Raw genomic sequence first — 17,892 nt, 5'->3', positions numbered from 1 at the left:
TCGTTTCAGGGGCAGAGGCTCAGTCCTGCAGCAGGCTGCGCAGCATCCACGCGGTCTGCTCATGCACGGTGATGCGCTGGGTCAGCAGGTCGGCCGTGGGCTCGTCAGAGGCCTTCTCGACCGCCGGGAACAGGCTGCGCGCGGTGCGGGCCACGGCCTCGTGGCCTTCCTGCAGGATGCGCACCATCTCCAGGGCCTTGGGAGGCGTGGCGGGGGCATCCTTCAGGCTGCTGAGCTTGGCGAACTGGGCATAGCTGCCCGGCGCCACGTGGCCCAGGGAGCGGATGCGCTCGGCGATCGGGTCCACGGCGTTCCACAGCTCGGTGTACTGGCCCATGAACATCGCGTGCAGCGAATTGAACATGGGGCCGGTGACGTTCCAGTGGAAGTTGTGCGTGGTCAGATAGAGGGTGTAGGTGTCGGCCAGCAGCTTGGACAGGCCGGCGGTGATGGCGGCGCGGTCCTTGTCGGAGATGCCGATGTTGAGGCTGGGTGCAGACTTCGGTGCGGTTGCGGGCTTCTTGGCCATGGGTCCTCCTGGTGAGCGCCTGGGCGCGGTCGAGCGTCGGGCGGATGTCGCAATCTACCGCAGCGCAGGCCGGCGGGCCAGTTGGCCCGCTTGATGGCCGTCATAGGCAGATTTGATGCCAGGGGGTCAGGCCTTGCCGGAGCCGGGGTCAGGTCTTGCCTTCCCGTCCTCCGGAGACCTCCTCAGCGGACCAGGGCCTGCATCCACAGCTGCTGCTGTTCCACCCGGTGCTGGCGCGGCGAGGCGCTGGGCCCCGCGGCGCGGTCCGGCCGGCTGATGCAGCGCAGCGCGACGCCCGGCGGGCAAGCGCCTTCCAGCGCCTCGCGCAGCAGGGGCCAGGCGCCCTGGGCGCGCTGCTCCTCCTGGATCCACAGCAGCTCGCCCACGTGCGGCAGTTCGGCCAGGGCGTTGCGCAGGGCCTCGGCAGGCAGGGGATAGAGCTGTTCCAGGCTCCACAGGGCCGTGCAGGGATCCCCGGCGTCGCGCAGGGCGCGGGCCAGCTCGTGGCGCAGCTTGCCGCTGCACAGCCAGACCCGCTCGCAGCCCTCGGCGGCCGTCAGTACGCGCAGCAGCGGCTGGAAGCCGCCCTCCATGAGGCGCTCCAGCGGCGCGTGGCTCAGCGGGTCCTGCAGCAACTGGCTCTTGGGCGTGAACACCACCAGCGGCCGGCGCGGCTGCGCCCGGGCCTGCTCGCGCAGGAGGTGGAAGTACTGCGCGCTGTCGGAGGGGCAGGCCACGCGCAGGTTCTGCTCGGCACACAACTGCAGCAGGCGGCCCAGGTGCGCATTGGAGTGCTCGGGCCCGACGCCCTCATGCCCATGGGGCAGGAGCAGGGTGAGGCCCGAGGCCAGGCCCCACTTGGCCTCGCCGGACGCGATGTACTGGTCGAGGTAGATCTGCGCGCCGTTGACGAAGTCGCCGAACTGCGCCTCCCAGACCGTCAGCACTTCGGGGCGCTGCAGGCTGTAGCCGTACTCGAAGCCCAGCGCCGCGGCCTCGCTGAGCGGCGAATTGACAATCTCGAAGCGCGCTGCACCGCGGCTGGGCGATTGCAGGGGCACATGCCGGTCCATGCGTTCGCCCTGGGCATGCCACACGGCATGGCGGTGCATGAAGGTGCCGCGTTCGACGTCCATGCCGGCCAGGCGCACGGGCTGGCCGCTGGCCAGCACCGTGGCGTGCGCCAGGTTCTCGGCCAGGCACCAGTCCACCGCGCCCGCCTCCTGGCGCGCCAGGCGTTCCCAGCGTTGGTGCAGGCGGGCCAGGTGCGGGTGCAGGGCGAAGCCCTCGGGCACGGTACGCAGCCGGGTGAGGGCCACTTGCAGCTGGGTGGCGTCCAGGGCGGGCAGGGCGGGCCGCGCGTCGTACGACGGCCTGGGCTCGGCGACCGGCGAGTGCGGGCGCACGGGCTCGCGGGCCAGACGCCCGAAGCGGGCCAGGGCGCGCAGCGGCGCCTGCGATCGCAGCGCCAGCCATTGCTGGGGCTCGCAGCGGCCGCGGGCGACCAGCTCGGCGCCGTACTGCTCGGCGGCGGTGGGATGGGCCTCGGCCAGGCGCTGCAGCTGCGGGCGTGTCAGCATGGGCTGGTCGTGCTCCGAGTGGCCCATGCGGCGGAAGCCCATGACATCGATCACGATGTCGGCGCCAAAGGCCATGCGGTAGTCCAGGGCCAGCTCGGCGGCGCGGGCCAGCTGCTCGGGGGCGTCGGCGCGCACGCGCAGCACGGGGGCATCGATCACGCGGCTGGCGTCGCTGGCATAGCGCTGGTGCAGCGGGTCGGCGGCATGGGGGGTGGTGAAGCCGACCTGGTTGTTGATCAGCACATGGATGCAGCCTCCGACCTCGTAGGCCGGATGGCGGGACAGCAGCAGGCTCTCGCCCACGATGCCCTGGCCATCGAAGGCCGCGTCGCCATGCAGCAGCAGGGCCAGGGCGGCCTGCGCACGGGGCAGGCCCTGCGAGGCGTCCTGGCAGGCCCGCGCGCGGCCCAGCACCACGGGCTGGATGCTCTGCAGGTGCGAGGGATTGGGGGCCAGGCGCAGGGCCAGGGTGCCGCGGGCCGTGTCCAGGCGGGCCTGGGCGCCCTGGTGGTAGGCGAGGTCGGGCCGCGGGCGGCGGCTCTCGGGGTCCAGCGCCTCCAGGATGTCAGACACCGGCTGCTGCAGCAGCAGGGCCAGCACGGCCAGTCGGCCGCGGTGCGGCATGCCCATCTCCACGGCCCGCACGCCCTGGGCCGCGGCCGCCTCGCACAAGGCGTCCAGCAGCAGGACCAGGCCCTCGCAGCCGGCCAGCGAAAAGCGCTTTTCATCCGGCAGGCGCTGGGCCAGGAACTGCTCCCAGGCCTGGACCTCGATCAGACGCTCCAGCCATTGCAGGGCCTGGTGAGGTTCGGGCGCAGGGGCCGCGGCCTCGAAGCGCGACAGCAGCCAGCGGCGCCGGGTGTCGTCGCGCAGGGCGGAGCAGTCCAGGCTCAGCGCGCCGGTGTAGAGGGCCAGCAGGCGGCTTTGCAGGCCGGCGACCTGGGTGCAGCCCCACTGCGCGGCCATCGCGGGGGTCAGGTCTTGCGTGGCCTCCAGGCCGAAGGCGGCGGCCTGCAGGGTCTCGGCGGGCAGCGGCGGGCTGGCCTGCAGCGGGTCCAGCAGGGCGTGGCGGTGGCCCTCGCGGCGCACCTGCTCCACATAGGCCTCCACCCGCAGCGGGTCCGCCGCCGGGCCGGCCGGCTGTGGCCGGGACTGCAGGGCTTCGCCTGCGAGATGGAATCGGCTGCGTTTGGCCCAGTCGGGATGCGGCAGCGGCAGGGGGGTGCTCATGGTGTTCTCTCCCTCGTTGGGCGGCCTTCAGAGGGCGAAGGTCCGCACCATGTCGTTCAGCTGGTGGGCCTGGTCCTGCAGCGAGCGGGCCGAGGCCGTGCTCTGCTCGACCATGGCCGCGTTCTTCTGCGTGTTGTCGTCCATCTGCACGATGGCTTCATTGACCTGCTCGATGCCCAGGCTCTGCTCGCGGCTGCTGCGGCTGATGTCGGCGACGATGCGGCTGACCTGCTGGATGCTGTCCACCACCTGCTGCATGGTCTGGCCGGCCTGCTCGACCATGCGGCTGCCCTGGTCGACCTGCTGCACGGAGTTGTCGATCAGACCCTTGATCTCGCGCGCGGCCACGGCGCTGCGCTGGGCCAGGTTGCGCACCTCGGTGGCGACCACCGCGAAGCCGCGGCCGTGCTCGCCCGCCCGTGCGGCCTCCACGGCGGCGTTGAGCGCGAGGATGTTGGTCTGGAAGGCGATGCCGTCGATCACGCCGATGATCTCCACGATGCGCCGCGAGGCCCCGGCGATCTGGTTCATCGTGGTGATGACCTCGCCCACCACCTGCCCGCCCTGCACCGCGACCTCGGAGGCGCTGTGGGCCGAGCGGTCGGCCTGGCTGGCGGAGTCGGCGCTGAGCTTGACGGCCGAGGTCAGCTGCTCCATGGCCGAGGCGGTCTGCTCCAGGGCGCTGGCCTGCTGCTCGGTGCGGGCGGAGAGGTCCTGGTTGCCGTCGGCCACCTGCAGGGCGGCGCTGGCAATCGTGTCGGCACCCGAGCGCACCTCGGAGACGATGCGGTGCAGGCTGTCCACCATGCGCTGCAGGGCGGCGATCAGTCGGCCGACCTCATCCTTGCGCTCCACGCGCAGGTGGTAGGTCAGGTTGCCCGCTGCCACGGACTCGGCCAGCTCGATGGCATGGCGGATGGGGCGGGTGATGGAGCGGGTGATCATCACCGCCGTGGCGCCCGCGAAGAGCACGGCCAGCAGGGTGATGGCGGCCATCTCCAGGCGGGCGCGGGTGGCGTCATCCCTGGCCTCGTTCACGTCGGCCACCATGCTGCGGGCCTGGTAGTCGACCATCTTGTCGATGAGGGCGTAGTAGCGCACCTGCAGGCCCACCAGATCGCCCTGGTAGAGGCTCAGCGCGGCCTCGCGCTGGCGCGCGGCCAGCAGCTCGAAGACCTTGCGCAGGGCCGCGCCGTAAGCCTGGCGCGCCTCGCTCTGCTCCTTGAAGATCGCCTTGCTGGTGTCGTTGTTGAGCAGGCCTTCGAGCTTCTTGAAGTTCTCGGTGTTGCGGCTGCGCAGGGCGGCGTACTCGCTCATGTACTGCTTCGTGCGCTCGGGCTCCTCGGTCAGCAGCAGGCGGCCGACGGTGATGATGCCCTTGTCGCCCACGTCCTTGATCTCGGTGCTCAGGGCGATCTGGGCGTAGCGGTCGTCGACCAGGCGCTCCATGGTCTGCCCCGAGCGGGACAGCACCTGGTAGGCCACGCCAAGGATCAGCAGCAGCAGCGAAATCACCAGGGCGAAGGCAATGCTCAGCCGGGTGCCGATCTGCAGGTGGGCGAGTTGGATCATGACGGACTCCCTTCACGGCACGGAGCGGCCGTTGCGTGCCGAACAAGTTAGGTCCGGGCCCCGGGCAGCGTCAATCGCAGGGGCTGACAGGGCCAGTGTCGGATGTCACGAATGCGCGGCCGAAAAAGGGGGGCGGCGAGGGGTGTCAGGGGCCCGGTTCGGTGCAATCGATCAGCAGGCGGCGGGCCTGCGCGGCGAGGCGCTCACGCAGCGCGCGCGGCGCCAGCACGCGCACCCGGCAGGGCTGGCGGGCCAGCTCGCGGGCCATCCAGTCCAGGTCGTCGACCTGCGCGCGCAGGCGCCAGCCCTCGGCCTGCAACTCGGGCTCGCCCAGGCTGGCGTCGATGGCGGGCGGTGGCTCGCCGGGGCCGCCGAGCAGCACGTCCACTGCATGGCGACGGGGCAGGCTGGCCAGCGTCTTGTCGAGATAGGCCAGCACGTCGAAGCCCTCGGGCCTTGCAAAGGAGGCGGGCAGGGCGCGCACCTGCTCGATGCGGTCCAGGCGGAAGCTGCGCAGGTCCTTGCGCAGGCGGCACCAGGCCACGAGGTACCAGGTGCCGCTGCGCCAGGCGATGCCGTACGGGTGCAGCTCGCGCTCGCTGCCCCGGCCGTCACGGTCGCGGTAGTGCAGGGCCACGCGCTGGCCGGAGGCGGCGGCGGCGCTGAGGGTCAGCAGTTCGCGGCCCGCGGAGCCCTTGCTGCCGCCGCGGCCCAGGTCCAGGGCGACGCTGGTGTTGACGGCCTGGATGCGCTGGCGCTGGGCCTCGGGCATCACCCGGTCCAGCTTGGCCTGCGTGCTGGCGATGGCCGGGAGGGCGCCCTGCAGGCCCAGCTCGCGGGCGGCGCGCAGGCCGATGGCCAGGGCCAGGGCCTCATCGGCGCTGAACGTCAGCGGCGGCAGCTTGTAGCCGGGCCGCAAGCCGTAGCCGCCGTCGCAGCCCCGCTGACTGTGGATGGGGATGCCCAGGGCCTGCAGCTGGGCGATGTAGCGGCGCAGAGTGCGCGCGTCCACGCCCAGCAGGGCGGCCAGCTCGGGCCCGCTGCGCTGGCGCTGGGACTGCAGCAGCTCCAGCAGGCTCAGCAGGCGGCCGGCGGGATGGCCGTCAGGCGAGGGCGGGCTGGGGGCGCGGGCCATGTTCGGTGGGTGGTGTTGAATCAGGGCGGATTTTGTCCTGTATGGACTCTACAGTGGCACCCATTCCCCGCCCGGTCTCACCGTTTTCCCCGGAGTTCCCCATGGACGCCTCGCACAGCCTCTGGCTCTTCTTCCTGCTCACCCTGGGCATCATCGTGCTGCCCGGCATGGACATGGCCTATATCGCCGGCCACGCCCTGCAGTCCGGCGCGCGGGCCGGGCTCCTCGCCCTGGGCGGCATCGTGGCGGGCGGCGTGGTGCATGTGTTGCTGAACCTCAGCGGGCTGTCCGCCCTGCTGATGCTGCTGCCGGGCGCCTTCGAGGTCCTGCTGTGGGCAGGGGCGCTCTACCTGGGGTGGATCGGCCTGCAGATGCTGCGCGGCGCCTGGCAGGGCTGGCACGCGGTGCCCGCGCCCCTTGCCGCCGCCGCCGCGCCGGCGCCCGTGGCGACGCAGTCCCCGGGCCGCATCTTCCTCAGCGGCATGGCCAACTGCCTGCTCAATCCCAAGGCCTATGCCTTCATGCTGGCGGTCTTTCCCGGCTTCCTGCGCAGCAGCGAGCGCGGCCTGGCGGCGCAAGGCCTGCTGCTGGGCAGCATCATTGCCGGCAACCAGATCGCCGTGTATGGCACCGTGCTGCTGGCCTGCCTGGGTTCGCGGCGCTGGCAGCGCGAAGGCGGCCGGGGGGCCGTGCTGCTGTCGGGGGTGATGGGCCTGTCCCTGGTGGGGCTGGCGGTGGGGACCCTGTACAGCGCGGTGACGCGCCCGGCCTGAGCGTCGCCTATGCCGCCATCCGCCGCGCCACGGCCACGCACATCAGCACGCCCACTGTCACGCCCACCATGCCTGCGCTGACGGCCTCGTGCAGCAGGCCCGCCGCCAGCGCCAGGCCGAACAGCGGTTGCAGCAGCTGCAGCTGGCCCACGGCCGCGATGCCGCCCAGGGCCAGGCCGCGGTACCAGAACACGAAGCCGATCAGCATGCTGAACAGGCTCACGTAGGCGAGGCCCAGCCAGGCGCTGTCGCTGACGCCGCTGAAGCTGGCGGGCAGCAGCAGCCAGGCGCCCAGCACGCTCAGCGGCAGGGCCAGCACCAGGGCCCAGCAGATCACCTGCCAGCCGCCCAGGCTGCGTGCCAGGCGCGCGCCCTCGGCATAGCCCAGGCCGCAGACCAGCACGGCCAGCAGCATCAGCCCGTCCGCCATCAGCGAGCCCTGCAGCGCGGGGCCGCGGCTCAGAGCGTAGCCCCCCACCAGGCTGCTGCCCAGCACGGCGCAGAGCCAGAAGGCCGGCCGGGGCCGCTCGCCGCCGCGCAGCACGGCAAAGCCCGCGGTCGAGAGCGGCAGCAGGCCCAGGAAGAGCAGGGCATGGGCGGAGCTGAGCTGCCGCAGGGCCAGCGCCGTCAGCAAGGGAAAGCCCAGCACCACGCCGCCGGAGACCACGCCCAGCGGCCGCCATTGCGGGCGCGCCGGCCAGGCCGATTTCGTCAGGACCAGGGCCAGCAGCGCCAGCACGCCGGCCAGGCTGGCGCGGGCCACGGTGAGGAAGACGGGGTCGAAGTCCGCCACGGCCACGCGCGTGGCGGGCATGGAGCCGCTGAAGATCAGCATGCCGATGAAGCCGTGGATCCAGCCGCTGCCCGGCCTGCCCTGTGTTCCCTGTGCCGCCATGAAGGCCTCCCTGCTGTCTGCCGTTCCAAATCCGCCGGACTGTCCGGCGAGGTATGCGGCGCATGCTAGGCAGGTCAATCAATACAATCAAAATATTGTCATGGATACGCCGCACCATGCCCCGAGCCCGCTACAAGCAACTGGTCGACCAGCTGGCCGCTGACATCCGCGAGGGCCGCCTGCTCCCCGGCAGCCGCCTGCCCACCCACCGCCAGCTGGCCGCCCGCGAAGGCCTGGCCCTGGTGACGGCCAGCCGTGTCTATGCGGAGCTGGAGGCCATGGGCCTGGTCAGCGGCGAGACGGGGCGCGGCACCTTCGTCAAGGAGACCGCCCTGCCACCGGGCCAGGGCGTGGACCTGCTGGCCTCGGCGGCCGACATGGTCGACCTCAGCTTCAACTACCCCTCGCTGCCGGGCCAGGCCGAAATGCTGCGCAGCGCCCTGCGCCAGCTCGCCCAGGGCGGGGACCTGGACGCCCTGCTGCGCTACCAGCCCCTGGGCGGACGCCCGCATGAGCGCGAGATCGCCGCCCGGCACCTGGCGGACCGGGGGCTGGCGGTATCCGGGGCCGAGGTGCTGTGGGTGGAAGGCGCCCAGCATGGGCTGATGCTCACGGCGCTGGCCCTGCTGCAGCCCGGCGAGGTGGTGGCGGTGGACAGTCTCAGCTATCCCGGCTTCAAGCTGATCGCCGAGGCCCTGCGCCTGGAGCTGCTGCCCATCCCCGCCTCCGGTCTGGGGCCGGACCTGGACGCCCTCGCCGAGGCCTGCCGCCGCCGCCGCGTGCGGGCTGTCTATGCCATGCCCACGATGCACAACCCGCTAGGCTGGGTGATGAGCCTCAAGAGGCGTCGCGAGCTGGTTGCCCTGGCCCGGCACGAGGGCCTGCTGCTGATCGAGGACGGCGCCTACGCCTACCTGGCCGGCGAGTCGCCGCCGCCGCTGGCCGCCCTGGCGCCGGAGCTGACGGTCTATGTCACCGGCCTGTCCAAGAGCGTGGCCGCGGGGCTGCGGACCGGCTTCGTGGCCCTGCCCGCTGCCCTGGCGCCGCGCCTGGAGCGCGCCCTGCGGGCCAGCAGCTGGAGCACACCGGGCCTCACCAGCGCCCTGGCCTGTGCCTGGCTGGAAGACGGCACCGTGGCTCGCCTGGAGTCCCGCAAGCGCGAGGACGCCCGGGAGCGCCAGGCCCTGGCGGCGGAGCTGCTGGGGCCCCTGAAGCGCCGCGGGCATGCCAGCTCCTACTTCGTCTGGCTGCCCCTGGGCGAGGAGGTGCGGGCCGACCAGGTGGCCATGGACCTGCTGCGGCGGGGCGTCTCGGTGTCGACGGCCGAGCCCTACGCAACTGGCGCCGTCGTGCCCCATGCCATCCGCCTGGCCCTGGGGTCCGTGGCCCTGCCGCAGCTGCGGCGGGCCCTGGGTCTGGTGCGGGAGGTCATCGATGCCCGCAGCTATTGACGCCCGGGATCGCGAGTTCGCCTGAAATCAGCGGCCAACGCTGGCGCGGCGGCGCAGGACAGGGCAGGGCAGGGCGCGTTGAATCGTCGCTATCACTGCGATTGGCATCCTTGAATTGCCGCCGGCAATCGGCGTTCCTAGACTGCCTTTTCCGCATGAACGACCGAGGAGATGCGCATGTCGACCGAAATGAAGTGCCCCTTTGCCTCCGCAGCCCGTGCCGGGGCCGCGCAGTCCCTGGCCGGCGCCAAGGGCAACCGCGAATGGTGGCCGAACCAGCTGCAGCTGGGCATCCTGCACCAGCACTCGCCCAAGGCCAGTCCCATGGCCGAGGACTTCGACTACGCCGCCGAATTCAGGACCCTGGACCTGGACGCCGTGGTGGCAGACCTGAAGGCCCTGATGACCGACTCCCAGGACTGGTGGCCCGCGGACTGGGGCCATTACGGGCCGCTCTTCGTGCGCATGGCCTGGCATGCCGCCGGCACCTACCGCATTGCCGACGGCCGCGGTGGCGCGGGCACCGGCGCTCAGCGCTTCGCCCCCCTCAACAGCTGGCCTGACAACGGCAATCTGGACAAGGCCCGCCGCCTGCTGTGGCCCGTCAAGCAGAAGTACGGCCGCAAGCTGTCCTGGGCCGACCTGCTCGTGCTGACCGGCAATGTGGCGCTGGAGTCCATGGGCTTCAAGACCCTGGGCTTCGGCGGCGGCCGGGCCGACATCTGGGAGCCCGAGCAGGACATCGACTGGGGCCCCGAGGCCACCTGGCTGGGCGACCAGCGCTACAGCGGCGAGCGCGAGCTGGCCAGTCCCCTGGCCGCCGTCCAGATGGGCCTGATCTACGTGAACCCGGAAGGCCCGAATGGCAACCCCGACCCCGTGGCCTCGGGCCGCGACGTGCGCGAGACCTTCGCCCGCATGGCCATGGACGACGAGGAGACCGTGGCCCTGATCGCCGGTGGCCACACCTTCGGCAAGGCCCACGGCGCGGGCGATCCGGCCCTGGTGGGCAAGGAGCCCGAAGGCGCCGCGTTGGAGGAGATGGGCCTGGGCTGGAAGAACGCCTTCGGCTCCGGCAAGGGTGTGCACACCACCACCAGCGGCATCGAGGGTGCCTGGAAGCCCAACCCGACCACCTGGGACATGGGCTACTTCGACATGCTCTTCGGCTACGAATGGGCCCTCACCAAGAGCCCGGCCGGCGCCCATCAATGGGTGGCCCAGAACGTGAAGCCCGAGCACCTGATCCCCGACGCCCACGACCCCAGCCGCAAGCACCCGCCCATGATGACCACGGCGGACCTCTCCCTGCGCTTCGACCCGGCCTACGAGAAAATCGCCCGCCGCTTCCACCAGGACCCGCAGGCCTTTGCCGACGCCTTTGCCCGCGCCTGGTTCAAGCTGACCCACCGCGACATGGGCCCGCGCGCCCGCTACCTGGGCAAGCTGGTGCCGCAGGAGACGCTGATCTGGCAGGACCCGGTGCCGGCGGTGGACCATGCCCTCATCGACGACCAGGACGTGGCTGCGCTCAAGGCCCAGGTGCTGGCTTCGGGGCTGACGACGGCGGAGCTGGTCGGCACGGCCTGGGCCTCGGCCTCCACCTTCCGCGGCAGCGACAAGCGTGGCGGGGCCAACGGCGCCCGCATCCGCCTGGCGCCGCAGAAGGACTGGGCCGTCAATCAGCCTGAGCAACTGGGAAGGGTGCTGTCCACCCTGGGCGCCATCCAGGAAAGCTTCAACGCCCGGCAGACCGGCGGCAAGCGGGTGTCACTGGCGGACTTGATCGTGCTGGCGGGCGATGCCGCCGTGGAGCAGGCCGCCGCCCACGCCGGCCAGCCCCTGAGTCTGCCCTTCCGGCCCGGCCGCACCGACGCCAGTGCCGCGCAGACTGACGAGGCGTCCTTCGCCGTGCTGGAGCCGCGCGCCGACGGCTTCCGCAACTACGTCAAGCCGGGCCTGGAGGAGGCGGCAGCGGCCTTGCTGGTCGACAAGGCCCAGCTGCTGACGCTCAGCGCGCCGGAGATGACCGTGCTCCTGGGCGGCCTGCGGGTGCTGGGCGCCAACCACGGCCAGCGCCCGCACGGCGTATTGACCGGCCGGCCGGGCGTGCTCAGCAACGATTTCTTCGTCAATCTGCTGGACATGCGCACGCAATGGGCCCGTTCCGCAGCGGATCCGCATGTGCTGGAAGGGCGCGACCGCCGCAGCGGCGAGCGCCGCTGGACCGCCACGGCCGTGGACCTGGTCCTCGGTTCCAATGCCCAGCTGCGCGCTGTGGCCGAGGTCTATGCCAGCCACGATGCGCAGGCGACCTTTGTGCGGGACTTCGGGGCGGCCTGGTCCAAGGTGATGCACCTGGACCGCTTTGAACTGGCCTGAAATGGCCTGAGCGGGCCTGAGCCCATAGGAGCGCTCGCCGCCCCCGGGGCCCGGCCGCGCTCAGTGCCAGGCGCTGGCCGCAGCCGGCTCCTCCGGCTCGGGCGGCGCGGCGGAGGTGTCTTCGTCCGCCGCCTGCTCGGCCAGTTGGTCCAGCTCGCGGTCTTCCGCGCTGGGCACCCAGCCCCGCACCAGGGCCTGGCGGCGCTGGGCGGCGGCATGGCGCTCGGCGAGCAGGGGGTCGTCGTCAATCAGGCGGCGGGCCTCCCGGATGCTGGCGGCAAACTGCGGCTGCAGCCGGGCCAGTGCGCTCAGCTGCGGGCCGTGACGTTCCGGGTAGACCTGCCACCAGCTGACGATGCTGCGAGGATTGTTGAGATCCAGATGCATGGCGCGGCTCCTTGTGTAGACGTTTTAAGTACTGTATGAATGTACAGTAATTTGTTGCCCGCGCAAGCACCGGCAAACAACGGTCGGCTGCGCTCACCGGGCCGTGCTGGCGTTCAACACGCGAATGCAGAGCAGCGCTTCTCCCTCTAATGGGGGAGGCGTGGGGGCCACTTCAGTGGGATGGGGGATGTCGGTGCTCGAACCCGACACTTCGTGCACTGCAACACGAGAGGTCGCCATGTTCCACGCCACTGCTACCCGCTTCGCTGCCGCCTCGAAGGAGGCCCCCGCTGCCAAGGGCGCCTTCGGCGAGGCCTGGCGCTGGACCCGGGTGGGGCGTGAGGCCCTGGGCCTGCTGGCGCGCCCCCTGCTGCGTCCCGGCCAGGGCATCGACGGCCTGGAGGTCTCGGACTCCACCTACGAGGAATGGGAGGCCGTGCAGGTCCAGTTCGAGGCTCGCGTGCGCGCCGGCTCGGTGCAGGTGCTCTGAGCGCCGGGGCCTCGGGCGCCAGTCCAGGCCTTTATTTGCGTGAATGTGAGCGCCTGCTCACAAGGCTGATCACTCCGCCAGGTAATGCTCGTAGATGGCTTTGTAGCGCCCTGTGCTGCGCAGCCAGCGCAGGCCTTCGTTGAAGTCGTCGCGCACGCGGGCGTCGCGAAAGACCGGGCGATAGTCATGTGGATTGGCCACGGTGAACACATGCTCGGTCACCGGCTGCAGGGCCTCCCCTTCTCGCCGCAGCTGCAGGCTGAAGTAGCGGAAGATGCTGCGGTCGGACAGCACCAGGTCATAGCGGCCCCGCATGAGGGTGCGCACCTGCAGCGCCTGGTCATTGATCTCCACCAGCCGGCCGGCCTGGTGCACGGGCTCCAGCCATTCCGGGAAGCGGCGCAGGGCCCCCTGGAAGGAAATGACGCTCAGACCCGTCAGATCCTCGGGCTTCTGGATGCGCAGCCGGCGCGACTGCAGGCTGATCAGCACGTTGTCGTAGAGCACCGCGCTGTCGCCGTAGTGGCCGCCTTGCCGGCCCAGGTCCTCGCCCAGGTCGGTCATGGTGGCGTCGACCTCGCCGGTCTTGAAGGCCCTCGGCACTCGGGCAAAGGGGTAGAACAGGGGCTTCAGGCGGTAGCCCTTGTAGGCCAGGGCCTCGCGGAAGACATCCACCTCGATACCCGATTCCGTCTGGGGCAGGCAGAAGGGCGGGATGCGCTCGCCGAAGGCCATGCGCAGCTCCCGGCCCGGGGGCTGGGCGGCGCGGCCCGGGCCGCCCACCAGCAGGCCCAGCGGCGCCAGCAGGCACAGGCGGCGCAGCGCGGTCTGTTCGTGCGACGGCGGCAGGGACTGCACGCGCAGTGTCGCTTTGCATCCCCCTGGCTGGCTTTTCATGGCACCAAGCTTAGCCCAGCCCCGGGGCCGCCAGGTGTCAAATTGCCCGCCCCTTGCGGGGGAGCTCAGCCGCTGTGGCGCGCCAGCTCCAGGCCCAGCAGCGCACGCTTGGTCAGGGGCCCCCAGCGGTACTCGCCGAACTGGGCATTGGCCCGAATCACCCGATGGCAGGGGATCAGGTAGGCGATGGCATTGGCCGCCACACAGCTTGCGACCGCGCGCACCGCCTGCGGGGCGCCAGCGGCCTGCGCCAGCTGGGTGTAGGAGCGGACCTGGCCCTGCGGCACCTGCAGCAGCGCCCGCCAGACCTGCAGGCGCAGCGGGCTGCCGCTCATCAGCAGGCCGATGGTCTGCTGCGGGGCGGCGCCGGACAGCCGCCGCTGCACCTCCGCCGAGAGCCCGGCCAGGCCGGTGTCGTCAGGCACCCAGCGGGCCGCCGGCAGCTCGGCCTGGGCGGCGGCGAGGGCCTGCTCCGGCACCTGGTCCTGCAGAAAGGCCATGCGCAGCACGCCGCGCGGGGTGGCGGCCAGGAAGACCGGGCCCAGGAGGCTGTCGAAGCAGGTCCAGTGCACCTGCAGCCCGGCGCCCGCCGCCTTGAACTCCCCGGGCGTCAGGCCCTCCAGGCTCAGGAAGAGGTCATGCAGGCGCGAGGGGCCGGAGAGGCCCGCGTCCAGCGCCGCCGTCAGCACCGGTGCGGCCTGCTGCAGGGCGCTCTTGGCGCGCTCCAGGCTCAGAGCCTGGGCCAGCTCCTTGGGGCTGATGCCGGCCAGCTGCACGAAGCTGCGCTGGAAATGGAAGGGGCTCTGGCCCGCCGCCCGGGCCAGGGCTTCCAGACTGGGTGCCTGCGGCTCACGGACGATGGTCTCGATGGCCTGGCGGACGCGGGCGTAACGCTGGGGGTCGGTATCCGTCACGGCGGGTTCGGGGGGGGCGGTCGGCAGGGGCGTGTCCATGGCATTCGGGGGCTGGCAGGCGATGGGCCCATTCTGGCCAGCGGCCCGGCCGACGGCGACCCGCTTCTTGCGCAGGCCGCTCTGTTCCGGGCCAGGCTCAGGACAGCCGCGCCACGCCCTCCAGCGGGCAGGCGTAGACCGCGTTGCGCAGCGCGGCGATGGCCTCGTAGCGGGTGAAGGTGCGGCGCCAGGCCAGCACCACGCGCCGGCTGGGCACCGGGGCGCTGAAGGGGACGTAGCGCAGGTGCGGGCTGGCCTCCTTGGGCACGCTCAGCAGAGGCACGACGGTGATGCCCATGCCCGAGGCCACCATGTGCTTGATGGTCTCCAGCGAGCTGCCCTCGAAGCTCTTGCGGATGCCCTCGGCGTCGCTGGAGAAGCGGGCGAACTCGGGGCAGACCTCCAGCACGTGGTCGCGGAAGCAGTGGCCGGTGCCCAGCAGCAGCATGGTCTCGGCCTTGAGCTCCTCGGCGCTGATGGACTCGCGCTGCGCCAGCGGGTGGCTGGCGGGTACGGCGATGACGAAGGGCTCGTCATAGAGCGGGGCCAGGGCCAGGCCGGTGTCGGGGAAGGGCTCGGCCATGATGGCGCAGTCCAGCTCGCCGGTGCGCAGCATCTCCAGCAGCTTCACCGTGAAGTTCTCCTGCAGCATCAGGGGCATCTGCGGGTAGTGCTCGATGGTGTGGCGCACCAGCTCCGGCAGCAGGTAGGGGCCGATGGTGTAGATCAGGCCCAGGCGCAGGGCGCCGGCCAGCGGGTCCTTGCCGCGCTTGGCGATCTCCTTGATGGCGCTGGCCTGCTCGATCACCGACTGCGCCTGCCGGACGATGTCCTCGCCCAGCGGCGTGACCGTCACCTCGCTGGCGCCGCGTTCGAAGATCTTGACGTCCAGTTCCTCCTCGAGCTTCTTGATCGCCACCGAGAGCGTGGGCTGAGACACGAAGCAGGCCTCGGCTGCCCGCCCGAAATGGCGTTCCCGGGCCACGGCGACGATGTAGCGGAGCTCGGTGAGGGTCATGCTATCGATCTCCTGAAGGCCTTAGGGTATGAGCCCTACATTCTGCCGGGCTCGGTGCAAACCCGCAGCGCCCCGCTACACTGCCGCAGCTTTTTCAACCGTGATCAACCGTGAGGGCTTCACGCCATGACGACCGAGCGCAAACCCGTCAGTCTGCAGCGCCTGCTGGACATGCACGCCAGCGGCGAGAAGATCGCCATGCTGACCTGCTATGACGCCGCTTTCGCCCATCTGCAGGATGAGGCCGGCGTGGACGTGATGCTGGTGGGGGACTCCCTGGGCAATGTGCTGCAGGGCCAGCCCACCACCGCCCCGGTCGAGCTGGAGGAGATGGTCTATCACACGCGCTGCGTCGCCCGCGGCCGTCGCACGGCCTTCATCGTCGGCGACCTGCCCTTCGGCAGCTACCAGGGCACCCTGGCCGAGACCTGGCACAGCGCCGCGGCGCTCGTGAAGGCGGGCGCTCACATGGTCAAGCTGGAAGGCGGCGGCTGGACGGCGCCGGCGGTGCGCTACCTGGTCGAGCGCGGTATCCCCGTCTGCGCCCACCTGGGCTTCACCCCGCAGACCGTCACCGCCCTGGGCGGCTTCAAGGTGCAGGGCCGGGACGAGGCCTCGGCCGCCCGCCTGCGTGCGCATGCGCAGGAGCTGGTCGAGGCCGGCGCGCAGATGCTGGTGCTGGAGATGGTGCCCGCGGCCCTGGCCGCCGAGCTCACCCAGAGCCTGCCCATCCCCGTGATCGGCATCGGTGCCGGCGTGGGCTGCTCGGGCCAGGTGCTGGTGCTGCACGACATGCTCAACATCACGCCGGGTCGCAAGCCCCGCTTCGTCAAGAACTTCATGCAGGGCGCCGCGTCGGTGCAGGAGGCCGTGCAGCGCTACGTCGCCGAGGTGAAGGCCCGGACCTTCCCGGAAGACGCCGTGCACGGTTTCTGAACCGGTGCCTGACCCGAGTACGCTTCCCATCATGCAGATCCACCACGACATCGCCGGCCTGCGGGCCGCCCTGCAGGGCCGCGGCCCCGTCGCCTTCGTGCCCACCATGGGCAATCTGCACGAGGGGCATCTGTCCCTGGTGCGCCAGGCCCGTGAGGCCGTGGGGCCGCAGGGCGTGGTGGTGGCCAGCATCTTCGTGAACCGGCTGCAGTTCGCGCCGCACGAGGATTTCGACCAGTACCCCCGCACCCTGGAGCGCGACTGCGAACTCCTGGCCGGCGTGGGCTGCGACCTCGTCTTCGCACCCTCCGAGAAGGAGCTCTATCCCGAGCCCCAGGGCTACAAGGTGCAGCCGCCTGCCGAGCTGGCGGACATCCTCGAGGGCCATTTCCGGCCCGGCTTCTTCACCGGCGTGAGCACGGTGGTGGCCAAGCTCTTCAACATCGTGCAGCCGCAGCTGGCCGTCTTCGGCAAGAAGGACTACCAGCAGCTGATGGTGATCCGCCGCATGGTGCAGCAGATGGCCCTGCCCATCCGCATCCTGGGTGGCGAGACCTGCCGCAACGAGGCCGGCCTGGCCCTGTCCTCGCGCAACGGCTACCTCAGCGAGGCGCAAAAGGCCGACGCCCTGCTGCTGTCCCGCACCCTGAGGGCCTTGATCGCCCGCTGGCAGGCCGGCGAGCGGGACCTCCCGGCCATGGAGGCCGAGGCGCTGCAGACCCTGCGCGAGGCGGGCTGGCAGCCGGACTACGTGGTGCTGCGCCGCCAGCATGACCTGGGCACGCCCGAGGACGGCCAGCCCCTGGTGGCCCTGGCCGCCGCCCGGCTGGGCAGCACCCGGCTGATCGACAACATCGAGGCCTGAGCCAGGCCTCGAGCGCCGGGCGTCACTGGACGCCCAGCATCTCCACCTCGAACACCAGCGCCGCATTCGGCGGGATCACGCCATTGCGGCTGCCCGCGCTGCCGTAGGCCAGGCTGGCGGGGATGACCAGGGTGCGCTTGCCACCAATCTTCATGCCCGGCACGCCCTGGTCCCAGCCGGCGATGACCTCGCCCGCGCCCAGCGGGAAGGTGAAGGGCTGGCCACGGTCCAGGGAGCTGTCGATCTTGCTGCCCTTGGTGCCGGCCGCCTTGACGTCGTAGAGCCAGCCCGTGTAGTGCACGGTCACCTTCTTGCCGGTGGTGGCGACGAGACCGGTGCCCACCACGGTGTCGGTGCTTTGCAGGGTGGTGATGGCGGAGGAGCCGGAGGTGTCGTTGAAGACACTGTCACCACTGCCGCCGCCGCCGCAGGCGGTGAGGCCGGCCGTGATCACCAGGGAGCCGATCAGCAGGGAGCGGCGAAGATACGTCTTGTTCATGGGGCGAGAAAGGGTAGGTGCGGCCGCCGCAGAGGGCCGGCCGCTGGATGCCAGGTGTGGCTGCAAAGTGCGCCGCCGGCAGAGCCGGCGCGCGGCGCAGTGTAGCGAGGGCCTGTCAAGAAGCCTTGCTGGCAGAGCTGACAGGTGTGCGAGCAGCGGCGGGCGGCGGTCATCGGGCGCGCGCCCTGCCGCGTTGAGCCTTCCAACCAGGAGGACAAACCGATGAGCACCCTGATCCTGCGCACCGCCGTGGCGGCCGCTGCCCTGATCCTGAGCGCCTGTGGCGGCGGCGCGGAGTAC

At 71.3% G+C, this 17,892-nt stretch carries 16 protein-coding genes; 6 read left to right on the top strand and 10 right to left on the bottom strand.

The window, feature by feature from the left end:
• Window positions 1-19: 19 nt before the first annotated feature.
• From ABDJ40_RS06835 to ABDJ40_RS06820, 4 genes are all read right to left on the bottom strand, one after another.
• Window positions 20-529 carry a Dps family protein gene (locus ABDJ40_RS06835; RefSeq protein WP_269630610.1) on the bottom strand — a complete coding sequence of 170 codons (510 nt, stop codon included), beginning with the start codon at window positions 527-529 and terminating at the stop codon, window positions 20-22.
• 182 nt (window positions 530-711) lie between these two features.
• A complete protein-coding gene (locus tag ABDJ40_RS06830) occupies window positions 712-3,339 on the bottom strand; it encodes a 2-oxoglutarate dehydrogenase E1 component (protein ID WP_347607936.1) in 2,628 nt (875 codons plus the stop codon).
• Between the two features lie 27 nt (window positions 3,340-3,366).
• Window positions 3,367-4,911, bottom strand: a complete 1,545-nt coding sequence (locus ABDJ40_RS06825; RefSeq protein WP_347607933.1) for a methyl-accepting chemotaxis protein — start codon at window positions 4,909-4,911, stop codon at window positions 3,367-3,369.
• Between the two features lie 145 nt (window positions 4,912-5,056).
• A complete protein-coding gene (locus ABDJ40_RS06820) occupies window positions 5,057-6,046 on the bottom strand; it encodes a helix-turn-helix transcriptional regulator (RefSeq protein ID WP_347607930.1) in 990 nt (329 codons plus the stop codon).
• A gap of 101 nt (window positions 6,047-6,147) precedes the next feature.
• Here ABDJ40_RS06820 and ABDJ40_RS06815 point away from each other — a divergent pair, with 101 nt between their 5' ends.
• Window positions 6,148-6,819, top strand: a complete 672-nt coding sequence (locus tag ABDJ40_RS06815; protein WP_347607927.1) for a LysE family translocator — start codon at window positions 6,148-6,150, stop codon at window positions 6,817-6,819.
• Window positions 6,820-6,826: 7 nt separating this feature from the next.
• Here ABDJ40_RS06815 and ABDJ40_RS06810 read toward each other — a convergent pair whose 3' ends face one another.
• Entirely contained in the window at window positions 6,827-7,714 is an 888-nt protein-coding gene (locus ABDJ40_RS06810; RefSeq protein WP_347607924.1) for a DMT family transporter, read from the bottom strand.
• 116 nt (window positions 7,715-7,830) lie between these two features.
• Between ABDJ40_RS06810 and ABDJ40_RS06805 the strand changes: the two genes are divergently transcribed.
• Window positions 7,831-9,165, top strand: coding sequence for an aminotransferase-like domain-containing protein (locus ABDJ40_RS06805; protein ID WP_347607921.1), 1,335 nt, complete (start codon window positions 7,831-7,833; stop codon window positions 9,163-9,165).
• A gap of 177 nt (window positions 9,166-9,342) precedes the next feature.
• Window positions 9,343-11,547, top strand: a complete 2,205-nt coding sequence (gene katG, locus ABDJ40_RS06800; protein ID WP_347607918.1) for a catalase/peroxidase HPI — start codon at window positions 9,343-9,345, stop codon at window positions 11,545-11,547.
• A gap of 60 nt (window positions 11,548-11,607) precedes the next feature.
• Here katG and ABDJ40_RS06795 read toward each other — a convergent pair whose 3' ends face one another.
• Window positions 11,608-11,934, bottom strand: a complete 327-nt coding sequence (locus ABDJ40_RS06795; protein WP_269630602.1) for a hypothetical protein — start codon at window positions 11,932-11,934, stop codon at window positions 11,608-11,610.
• Window positions 11,935-12,172: 238 nt separating this feature from the next.
• Here ABDJ40_RS06795 and ABDJ40_RS06790 point away from each other — a divergent pair, with 238 nt between their 5' ends.
• Complete coding sequence (locus tag ABDJ40_RS06790) at window positions 12,173-12,424, top strand: hypothetical protein (RefSeq protein WP_269630601.1); 252 nt, start codon at window positions 12,173-12,175, stop codon at window positions 12,422-12,424.
• A gap of 69 nt (window positions 12,425-12,493) precedes the next feature.
• On the opposite strand, the gene ABDJ40_RS06785 is transcribed toward ABDJ40_RS06790, so the two are convergent.
• The 3 genes from ABDJ40_RS06785 to ABDJ40_RS06775 form a co-directional block, all read right to left on the bottom strand.
• Window positions 12,494-13,282, bottom strand: a complete 789-nt coding sequence (locus ABDJ40_RS06785; protein ID WP_347607914.1) for a substrate-binding periplasmic protein — start codon at window positions 13,280-13,282, stop codon at window positions 12,494-12,496.
• Window positions 13,283-13,386: 104 nt separating this feature from the next.
• On the bottom strand, window positions 13,387-14,274 hold the full coding sequence (locus tag ABDJ40_RS06780) for a methylated-DNA--[protein]-cysteine S-methyltransferase (RefSeq protein ID WP_347607911.1): 888 nt from the start codon (window positions 14,272-14,274) through the stop codon (window positions 13,387-13,389).
• Window positions 14,275-14,371: 97 nt separating this feature from the next.
• A complete protein-coding gene (locus ABDJ40_RS06775) occupies window positions 14,372-15,292 on the bottom strand; it encodes a LysR substrate-binding domain-containing protein (RefSeq protein ID WP_347607908.1) in 921 nt (306 codons plus the stop codon).
• Between the two features lie 126 nt (window positions 15,293-15,418).
• Between ABDJ40_RS06775 and panB the strand changes: the two genes are divergently transcribed.
• A complete protein-coding gene (panB, locus tag ABDJ40_RS06770; protein WP_347607904.1) occupies window positions 15,419-16,228 on the top strand; it encodes a 3-methyl-2-oxobutanoate hydroxymethyltransferase in 810 nt (269 codons plus the stop codon).
• Window positions 16,229-16,259: 31 nt separating this feature from the next.
• A complete protein-coding gene (gene panC, locus ABDJ40_RS06765) occupies window positions 16,260-17,093 on the top strand; it encodes a pantoate--beta-alanine ligase (protein WP_347607901.1) in 834 nt (277 codons plus the stop codon).
• A 22-nt stretch (window positions 17,094-17,115) separates the two neighbouring features.
• On the opposite strand, the gene ABDJ40_RS06760 is transcribed toward panC, so the two are convergent.
• Window positions 17,116-17,466 carry an FKBP-type peptidyl-prolyl cis-trans isomerase gene (locus ABDJ40_RS06760; protein ID WP_347608475.1) on the bottom strand — a complete coding sequence of 117 codons (351 nt, stop codon included), beginning with the start codon at window positions 17,464-17,466 and terminating at the stop codon, window positions 17,116-17,118.
• Window positions 17,467-17,892 lie beyond the last annotated feature (426 nt).

The sequence above is a fragment of the Roseateles flavus genome, from assembly GCF_039872765.1.
Taxonomy (GTDB): domain Bacteria; phylum Pseudomonadota; class Gammaproteobacteria; order Burkholderiales; family Burkholderiaceae_C; genus Roseateles_B; species Roseateles_B flavus.
Note: the sequence above shows the minus strand (reverse complement) of the source record. Positions and strands in the feature narration are given on the sequence as shown.